Origin of the sequence: Porphyromonas sp. CAG:1061, from assembly GCF_000435035.1 — a bacterium.
GTDB lineage: Bacteria > Bacteroidota > Bacteroidia > Bacteroidales > Porphyromonadaceae > Porphyromonas_A > Porphyromonas_A somerae.
In genome coordinates this window covers 28,156-38,010 of the sequence record NZ_HF988913.1, presented here as the reverse complement: position 1 = coordinate 38,010, position 9,855 = coordinate 28,156, and the positions used below count along the sequence as shown (strand labels likewise).

Genomic DNA, 9,855 nt, shown 5'->3' with positions numbered 1-9,855 from the left:
TACTCTACCAGCCGCTACACCAAGCGAGACCGATCTCGAGATCGCACGTTACTGTGCCGAGCTAATCCCCGACAGAGCCACGCTACAGATAGGCATTGGCGCACTACCCGATGCGGTACTAGGGCTATTGAAGGGGCATAAGGATCTAGGCATCCACACCGAGCTACTCACCCCTGGAGTGCTAGAGCTCTACCAAAGTGGTGCCATCACAGGCAGTTACAAGGGGGTTCGCCCCGGGGTAATGACCGCCGCCTTTACGATGGGTGATGAGGCACTTTATCGCTTTTTGGGTGAGCACAAGGTGCTGGAGCAATATCCAGTGGATTGGGTCAATGACCCTTATGTGATTGGGCAGAATGAGCGTATGATCTCCATCAACTCGTGCATTGAGCTCGACCTCTACGGACAAGTGTGTGCCGAGAAGGTGGGTGGCCAGATGTTCAGCGGTTCGGGTGGTCAGGTAGATTATGTGCGTGGAGCTCGGCTCTCAAAGGGGGGTAAGAGCATCATCGCCCTTCCCTCTACGGCCAAAAAAGGCACCCTCTCACGCATAGTACCGATGCTGGGAAATGGCAATGTAGTGACTACAGGTCGCAACGATGTAGACTATATTGTAACAGAGTACGGAGTGGCTGCCTTGGCAGGTCGTAGCGAGCTTGAGCGTGCCGAGGCATTAGTCGCAATTGCTCACCCCGACTTTAGAGAGGAACTAGAGCGGAGTGTATGGGAGCAATTTCCAGCCAAGAGATTTTGGAGTAAGTAATAAACAATCAATCTATAGAGAGTAATGAAGCAGGTAGGTGAAGGATATGCGATCTGTATAGGTCGTTCGTACGGCAGTGGTGGATATCGACTAGCCAAGAGGCTACACGAGCGTTTGGAAGTACCACTTTATGATAAGGAGCTACTCGATAAAGCAGCTGAGGATAGCCATATCCGTAGGGAGCTCTTTGAGCAAGCGGATGAGCAAAATGGATACGAGATGCCACTGGTGCTGAGTGGCACCCTTGGAATGCCCAATGCCTTTTATATGCCAGCTCAGAGCTATCTATCCAACGACCATCTATTCTCTATCCAAGCCGAAACTATCCAAAAGCTAGGCAGCAAGGGTTCGGCTATCTTTGTGGGGCGCTGCGCTGATTATCTTCTGAGGGAACACAAGCAACTACTCACCATATTTGTCACCGATGACCTCGAAAGGCGTGCCGAAGTGGTTCAAAAGCGTCTTAATCTTGATTCGCTAGAGGAGGCAACCCGTGAAGCCGAGCGGGTGGATAAGAGTCGGCGTGACTACTACAATTATTACACCTCGAAGCATTGGGGCAGGGCTGACAATTACGACCTTTGTCTGAAACTTTCGGCCATTGGCATAGATTATGCTGTAGAAATGATAATAGGCATTATACGGGAGAGGGGATTTGTAAAGGATTAAACCTGTGTGCGGGGAGGGAGCCTATTCCTTTTGCCCCACACAGCAAAGGAATAGATATGAAAGAGATGATGTATAGGAAATATAGCCAAGAGCTACTCAATGAGACCGCTACACCCTTTGGCGAAGAGCATGAGGGTGAGGAGGGGCTAGGAGGGCTCTTTGGTAGCCATGCCAAAGGTGAGGCGAGCACATCACGCACGGAGCAACCTACGTCTAGCGGGGGAGGTGGAGATCAGTCAAGTACCCCCACCCTAGATAAGTATGGCACTTGGCTCAATGCTCAGGCAAAGAAGGGGCTACTAGATCCCATCTTGGGGCGTGAGCAAGAGCTACTGAGGGTGGCACAAATACTCGCACGTAAAAAGAAGAATAACCCTATCCTGATTGGAGAACCAGGGGTGGGAAAGACAGCAATCGTAGAGGCATTGGCTCAGAGAATTGTGAGCAACGAGGTGCCCATCTCTCTGCTCAATAAGCGAATCGTATCGGTAGACTTGGCTGGAATGGTAGCTGGCTCTATGTATCGTGGGCAGTTTGAAGAGCGGATGAAGGGAATCATCTCGGAGCTGAAGGCCAACCCTGATATCATTCTTTATATTGATGAGATACACACGCTCGTGGGGAGTGGCAATAGCCAAGGTGGGCTAGATGCCGCTAATATCCTGAAGCCAGCACTCTCTCGTGGAGAGATTAAAGTGATCGGAGCAACCACGCTAGAGGAGTATCGCAAGTCAATTGAGAAGGATGGTGCCTTGGAGCGTCGTTTTCAGAAGGTAATGGTGGAAGCGCCTGATGCCCATGAGACGCTGGATATCCTTAAGAAGCTAAGGCCGAGGTATGAAGCTCACCATCACGTCTCCTACAGCGATGAAGCACTTCTAGAGGCAGTAAGGCTATCGGAGAGGTATGTGACCGATCGCTTTTTCCCCGATAAGGCAATTGATGCGATGGATGAGGCAGGTGCTTATGCATTCATTGCACATCAGAAGCCTTTGGACCTCTCTAGGTACGAAGAGAAGATAGCAGAGGCGGCAAAGCTGAAGCAGAAAGCAGTAGCAGAGAGTGACTACGAGCTGGCGATCAAGTACCGCGACGAGGAGAAAGCAGCCAAGACAGCCCTAGCAGAGTATAAGGGGCAATTGGAGCGAGGGGAGCTACTTTCGGAAAAGGTAGTGGTAGGGATCGCCGAGGTACAGAAGGTGGTCTCTATGGCGAGTGGCGTGCCAGTGGAGTCGTTTACGAAAGACGACCTCACTGCTCTCTCTGAGCTGGGTTCAAAGCTCAAGGCTCGGGTGAAGGGCCAAGACCATGTGGTGGATGCGGTAGCGAGCGCAATTCAAAGGAATAGAATTGGACTGCGTGACCCCAATAAGCCCATTGGCTCTTTCCTATTCCTTGGTTCTACAGGTGTGGGTAAAACCCTCTTGGCGAAACGGATTGCCTGCGAACTCTTTGGCAGTGAGGAGGCGATGATTCGGGTGGATATGAGTGAGTTTATGGAGCGGCACGCAGTATCCAGATTGGTAGGAGCCCCTCCAGGATATGTCGGTTATGACGAAGGGGGTGAGCTCACTACTAAGGTGAAACGTAGGCCTTACAGTGTGATCCTATTTGATGAGATCGAAAAGGCACACCACGACGTCCACAACCTACTCCTTCAGCTTCTTGATGATGGTATTCTGACAGATAGCAATGGGGGCAAGGTGAGCTTTAAGAATACCATTGTGATCATGACCTCCAATGTGGGAACACGGCAGTTGGAGGAGTTTGGCACTGGTATAGGTTATCGTGACGCCTTATCGACCGACTATAGCCAACTCTCCAAAGAGGTGATCGAGAAGATGCTAAAGAAGAGCTTTGCACCTGAGTTCCTTAATCGTATTGATAAGATTGTCACCTTCAATGCTCTAGGTAAGGAAGTACTACGAGATATTGTAGATATCCAGCTCGAAGAGCTCACTGAGCGTCTGCAAGGATTGGAGCTCGAGATCACTTACTCCGACAAGGCAAGAGCCTTCCTTGTAGAGAAGGGATTTGATCCTAAGCTTGGGGCTAGGCCACTCAACCGAGCAATCGCAGAGTATGTAGAGGATATGGTGACGCAAGCAATCATCGATGGCGAAGTGAAGTCACCTGGAGCCTATCTTGTAGATGTAGAGAAAGGCGAGGCGCCTTCAAAGCTACAGATAGTTTCCGCATCATAAATAGCATTACTATATATAGAGGGGGCTCAACCAATGNNNATATAGAGGGGGCTCAACCAATGGTTGAGCCCCCCCTTTGTCTTACTGCATTCTAAAGAATGTTATACACGAAGTATCATTCTCTCACGTGAGAGACTTTGCACGAAGGATGAGATGCAATGCGCTGAGGATGAGGCCGAAGGGAGCGTACTCACGTACGTGACCTAGGCCGAATTCCGAAAGCAACGCAGCAGATCGCCTTAGTGCAAGAGTCTCTGATTACTTTGCAGAGCTATAATAGGCATCATCTGGGATGTAAGTCATCCCCTCATCTACGCCTATTCTCTGCCACTGAATACCGATTCTATTCCAGAAGGTTGGCCAGCCACCTTCAATGCGACCGATACTCACCACCTTCACCTTGTGCAGACCTTGTGCCAAAGCGATAGAGGTATCGTGGCGTGGCGTCTTCGTCACCTCACCCTCGTTATCAATCACTAGCTGATCATCAATCCACACCTTGTGGTGTAGCGAGCTCAGTCTATAGACGGCATCCTCTGGGAAGTTGATATAGCCCTCATAGATAGCGCCATAGTGGTTTACATTGCTCATCAGGTGCTCCAGCCTACTCTCCTTGTAGAAAGGTAGACCGCACTCCGACATCTTGCCACCCTCCACTACCATGAGGCTATCAGCAGGGAGATCCAGCACCTCCTCCACACTCTTGAAGTAGTGATCCGCCTTATAGCTAAAGCGAATACCAGGTTTGTATCCCTCGTCACCAACCTGAGCTTCGGCAGGGCCAAAGGTCTGGCGCAATACCTTAATCGTACGAACTGGGCTCATGCTACCACCCAATACCACAGAACGAATCTTCAGCTCGGCATCCTCATTAAATGTAAGTGGCTCACCGTAGGTGATGCCATTCTTGAGCGTAGGCTCCGAACCATCCAGAGTGTAAATGATCTTATCCACGCTATTAGTGGTGGTAAACTTAAGGGTCACAGGGTCTACAAACGCTACGGTATTGAGGCTACCACCCTCCTGCTCTGGTTGTGGGATATAGTAGCGAATATCGTGGTAGTCCAGTCGCTTTTGCATATTCTGTACCCTGCGCTCAAAGTCAGCAAAGTCCTTCTTCTCAAGAGGAGTCCAAGCCACTTCAGCAACAGCTAGCATACGTGGGAAGGCGTGGTACTCTACCTGCCAAGGCTCGTAGAAATACTCCGACCAATGGTTGCCCTGCACACCCAGTACATGGTGGCGCTTATCGGCATCAATCGCCTCAGGCATTGGATTGTACTTGTACACCTTATCCAGCGTAGAGTATCCACCAATCGCTTGTGGCTCAATATGGTAGTCGCCCTGATAGTGATCGTGATAGAGTCCCTCACTGCTAGGACACATAATCACATCATGACCCATATTGGCAGAGGTGATACCACCCTTTTCGCCCGTCCAGCTCATCACGATGGCACTTGGTGCTAGCCCACCTTCGAGGATCTCCTCCCAGCCAATCATCTTCTTACCATGGCTCAGTACAATCTCCTCAATACGGTGGATAAAGTAGCTCTGTAGCTCATACTCATCCTTCAGCCCCTCAGCCTTGATGCGGGCTTGGCACTTAGGGCACTTCGCCCAAATACGCTTAGGTGCCTCATCACCACCAATGTGGATATACTCGCTATCGAAGAGCGGAATAATTTCATCGAGGATATTCTTCGCAAACTCAAAGACTTCGTCGTTACCGGCACAAAGCACCTCGTCCGAAACGCCCCAGATATTTCTCACCTCGTAAGGGAAGTCCTTACCCCAGCAACCTAGCTCTGGATAGGCAGCAAGTACCCCCACGTTATGACCAGGGAACTCAATCTCGGGCATCACCACTACGTAGCGAGCCTTGGCATAAGCTACAATATCCTTGATCTCCTCCTGAGTGTAGAAGTAAGGTCCATAGGTTGAGCCATCACCCTCAATACGCTTGCTAGCGATCTCAGTAAGGCGTGGATACACCTTGCTCTCAATACGCCACCCTTGGTCCTCAGTGAGGTGCCAGTGCATCGTATTGATCTTGAGCATCGACATAATATCTATCAGCTTCTTCGTCTCCTCCACCGTGATGAAGTGCCTACATGGGTCGAGGTGCATCCCTCGGTAGCCAAAGCGAGGCTCATCCTTGATCGATACATAAGGTAGTGTCCACGCTACATTACGTACCACCTCAGGACTCTCAATCTCAGCTGGGAGCAATTGTAGCAAGCTCTGCAACCCCCAGAAGATACCACGAGGCGTCTGCCCCTGAATTTTGATCCCCTCCTTCGAGACCTCCAGGATATAGCCCTCAGCATTAGGTACCACATCAGCCCCAACGATCTCGAGTGCGATCTCCTGCTTAGCATTCTTGCTCTCACCGATGATTTGCCAATTAAAGCCGGTAGAAGTCTTCACCTTATCAGCAAAAAACTTAGCTACCTCGGTCAGTTCCCCCTCTGGAGCCACAAAGGAGATGTTTTTACTCAGGGTAAAACTGCCCTCCTCCTGCACCTCCATCTCCCGAGGCATCGGAATGATATGCGTCCCCTCATTGTAAGGGTGCTCTACCATCACCTCATCTCCGCAAGCTACCAACCCTAGTCCCATCACAAGCGTCAGTGCCAGCCACGCTACTTTCTTCATAAATAATAATCTTTAAGTGAATAGTTACACGACAAAGTTACCAATTTAATTGCCAATCAACTATTGGGAAAAAAGAGTATCTTTGTGGCATAACTAATATAAAACATAAGACGCTATGGAGGTAAATCAAACAACAGAAATGTCCACCAATCCCAATGGTGGCGATAAGAAGTCAACAGGATCCATATCCTTCGTGATTAAGACCCTCATCATAGGGCTACTGTGCCTACTACTATTGATTCCACTAGCACTCCTAAGTGGGCTAGTCGACTCACGTAAGCGGGAGGGCGAAAAGGTAACCAGTGAAATCACCTCGCGCTGGGGGAAAAGTCAAAACCTAATGACGCCCCTCCTTGCCATCCCCTACAAGCCAAATCTAGCAAAGGCCGAGGAGACCTATCTCTACCTCATTCCCAATGAGGTGACCGCCACCGCTACCCTCGAGATAGAGAATAGGCACAGAAGCATCTACGAGGTACCTGTCTATACCGCACACACCGAGGTCAAGGGGACTTGGCTGAAGCAAGATATCCAGCAGGCACTCTCGGAGCTGAAGGGGAGCTACGACCTCTCTCGAGCCGAGATATGCTACTCTATCAGCGACCCCACCGGTTACAAAGATCGGTGCCAGCTACAGGTCAATGGGCAGGCACTGAAGGTCAAAACAGAGATGGCACTCACCCTAGTGAGCTACATAGATGACGACGTCTACAACACTCCTCCCGGTGTAGTGGCCTTCAACGAATATGTAGGGGAGGGTGGAGAAGGTGGCGCACAATCGGCAAGCTACCCCCTCACCGAAGAGGAGCTGAGCGACCTCTCCTTCCAGCTTAAACTAGAAATTGCCGGAAGCAAATACTTCGGAATCCTCGCCAATGCCAATAATGCCACCACACTCATCAAAGGCAATTGGTCCGACCCCTCTTTCCAAGGGAAGAGGCTCCCTACCGACTACCAGATCAGTAAGAATGACTTCGAGGCCACCTGGAATACCTTTTACGAGGAAAGCTGTATAATAGGGGATGAGGCGTTACCTAGTCTCTACAAGAATAGCCACTTTATCAGCTTCCTCAACCCCGCCGACCATTATGCCCAGACCTCGCGAAGCGTCTCCTACGGCATCTTGATCATCGTCCTCACCCTACTATCGGTATTTCTGATGGAGCTATGGCTACGCCAGAAAGGTAGGAGTATCAATATTCTGCACTACCTACTCACTGGCATCTCACTAGTACTCTTCTATACCCTACTGCTCTCCTTTAGCGAGCTGATAGGCTTTAGATGGGCTTATCTCATTGCCAGTATCATGACCGTTGGGCTCAATACCATCTACTTCCGGCTCATTCTCAAGGATCGCAAAATGGCAGCACTACTCTGTGGTATCATGACACTTCTCTACCTGACCGTCTTCGTACTACTGCAGATAAAAGTCTACGCACTGCTCATAGGTAGCTTAGTCCTCTTTATCATCCTAGCCATCGTGATGTACACCTCCGTAAAGGTAATGCACGACTAATCTACCACTGAGTGGCTACAGACAGAGCGTTGATGGTCTACATAACCAAGTAGATCATCAACGCTTTTGGTAGATGCCCATCAATAGTGAAGAGCACCTTCGACCCATAGTCGTACCGCTTATCGCCTTGATAAATATAAGTTTGAGATGCTCCCATAGCACAAAACCCCAAAATCACTATCCACAGTAATAAAAAACGCTTCATCATCATAATAAAAAGAGTTATCCTAATTCCTTATAGGTCAAATATAGCTTTATTTTCCCATACAGAGGAGACAGGTTTTACGTATTAAAAGGTATCACCGTATGGTTATCAGCAGATAAACTATAGTTAAGGACCTCCGCAGGGGGTCCGATTTGTTGTAGCCCCCATTCGAGGCTCGCAGAGCCGATGAATGGGGGTAAATAAGGCGACCAAAATCTACGACCCCTTGTGGGTCGGACAACCTATTCTTGGATTGATTTTAACGTTCTAGCTTATATTGTCCGACCCACAAGGGGTCGAATATATATGTGAGCTCTTGCTTACCCCCGGTCGTTCGGGCTACGCCCTCCGACGCGGGGGCTACAACAAATCGGACCTCGGCAGAGGTCCTGATTCCTATTATTCGTCGTCTTCCTCGAGGGAGGCGAGATTTCCTTTCCGTTGCCGCTCCTCTTCAAACTTTGCTTTCATCGTCGGGTTTTGGTAGGTTAGCTTGCGGATGGTAAGTCCCTCCGCCTTGTCGTTGGCGAGCCTCAGATTGTTTTCCGAGCCGACTAGTGCCTCACGCACTTTCGTGAGGTGCTGTATGGTCTTATCTATCTCATCAATCGCTTTCGTAAACTTCTCGCTAGCTAGCCGGTAGTTGTATCCAAACTTCTGCTTGAAGTCGCTTAGCTTGTCCTCAAAGTTGGTGATATCTACCGACTGTTGCCTTGCTTGCTCCAATTCCTTCTTGTACTCAATGCTTTTTTGAGAGGTCTGCTGAAGGATGGTGATCATCGGGATAAAAAACTGTGGGCGTATCACGTACATACGCTCGTACTTCGGCGACATATTCACGATGCCCGTATTGTAGAGTTCGCTATCAAGCTCCAGCATAGAGACCAGTACGGCATACTCGCACCCCTTAGTCTTGCGGTCTTTATCTAGTTTCTCTAGAAAGTCCTCATTCTTGTGCTTGGTAGCAGTAGTCTCATTTTGGTTTTTCATCTCAAACATAATTGAGATATACTCCTGTCCATCATCGGTATAGTCGCGGAATATAAAGTCCCCTTTGGAGCCCGAGGAGGCATCATTATCTTTCTCAAAAGTGGCATTGGGAAAAAGCATACTTATCCGCCCATACTCCGTATAGCAGTGCTGCTCCAGCGTCTCTCCTACCATCTTTGTGGAGAGACGTGCCTTCATATCACGATAGAGCTCCACCTGCTCCTTGAGTAGTCGCACCTCCGTAGCATTCTCCTCACGGAGTCGATTCTCATTATTAATAGCTTCGCTTTTGGCAAGAGCCATCTGATTCTTGAGGTCAGCGATTTCTCGCTCCTTTTCCTGTACCTGATCCTTGTTCAGATTCTCGGCCTTCAGTAGAGCTACTTGGTGAAGACCATTGGCTTCTGCCAATTCCTTCTCCAATTTCGCGATCTGCTCCTGCTCCTTGGCCACTGCTTTGTTCACCGCATTCTCTTGAGCTACCTGACTACTCTTGAGTTGCTCCTTGAGAGATGAGAGTTCCTGATCCTTTTGCGAAATCATCTGCTCGTATTGGCGAGAGCTTTCCGATTGGGCCGCCTTTTGCTCCGCTTGCCACTGCTTTCGCTGCTCTTCGACCCTCTGCTGTAGGTCCAACTGATATTCAGCAGTCCGCACCTGCTCCACTATAGAGGCGTAGTCCGCTTCATCTACGGTAAATGTACTGCCACACTTAGGGCACTTCAACTCTTTCATACTTGTCTTGGTTAATTTATTTATCGTAAAGATACCAAATTTCGTCATTATTAAGACCGACGAAAAAAGCTGGCTACCCTCTTTCTATGGTATGGATTTGTCCGACCCACAAGGGGTC

7 protein-coding genes are annotated in these 9,855 nt (G+C 49.4%); 4 read left to right on the top strand and 3 right to left on the bottom strand.

Translation table 11 applies throughout. The features are described from left to right. The 3 genes from QVO39_RS04745 to QVO39_RS04735 form a co-directional block, all read left to right on the top strand. On the top strand, nt 1-763 hold a 763-nt coding region (locus QVO39_RS04745), incomplete at its 5' end, for an acetyl-CoA hydrolase/transferase family protein (RefSeq protein WP_288171773.1). 24 nt (nt 764-787) lie between these two features. Next, nucleotides 788-1,432 (top strand): cytidylate kinase-like family protein, encoded by a 645-nt coding sequence (locus QVO39_RS04740; protein ID WP_018028314.1) that lies wholly within the window; start codon nt 788-790, stop codon nt 1,430-1,432. A gap of 56 nt (nt 1,433-1,488) precedes the next feature. After that, nucleotides 1,489-3,636, top strand: a complete 2,148-nt coding sequence (locus tag QVO39_RS04735; protein WP_288171772.1) for an ATP-dependent Clp protease ATP-binding subunit — start codon at nt 1,489-1,491, stop codon at nt 3,634-3,636. Nucleotides 3,637-3,894: 258 nt separating this feature from the next. On the opposite strand, the gene QVO39_RS04730 is transcribed toward QVO39_RS04735, so the two are convergent. After that, nucleotides 3,895-6,291 carry a family 20 glycosylhydrolase gene (locus tag QVO39_RS04730; RefSeq protein WP_021903226.1) on the bottom strand — a complete coding sequence of 799 codons (2,397 nt, stop codon included), beginning with the start codon at nt 6,289-6,291 and terminating at the stop codon, nt 3,895-3,897. Nucleotides 6,292-6,406: 115 nt separating this feature from the next. Between QVO39_RS04730 and creD the strand changes: the two genes are divergently transcribed. Beyond that, nucleotides 6,407-7,807, top strand: a complete 1,401-nt coding sequence (gene creD / locus QVO39_RS04725) for a cell envelope integrity protein CreD (RefSeq protein ID WP_021903225.1) — start codon at nt 6,407-6,409, stop codon at nt 7,805-7,807. Nucleotides 7,808-7,844: 37 nt separating this feature from the next. Here the strand turns inward: creD and QVO39_RS04720 are convergent, their stop codons facing one another. Together QVO39_RS04720 and QVO39_RS04715 are read right to left on the bottom strand one after the other, a co-directional pair. Beyond that, the gene (locus QVO39_RS04720) at nt 7,845-8,018 is read right to left on the bottom strand and encodes a hypothetical protein (protein WP_021903224.1); all 174 of its coding nucleotides are present in this window, start codon (nt 8,016-8,018) and stop codon (nt 7,845-7,847) included. A gap of 393 nt (nt 8,019-8,411) precedes the next feature. Continuing rightward, entirely contained in the window at nt 8,412-9,737 is a 1,326-nt protein-coding gene (locus QVO39_RS04715; RefSeq protein WP_021903223.1) for a DUF2130 domain-containing protein, read from the bottom strand. Between the last annotated feature and the right edge of the window lie 118 nt (nt 9,738-9,855).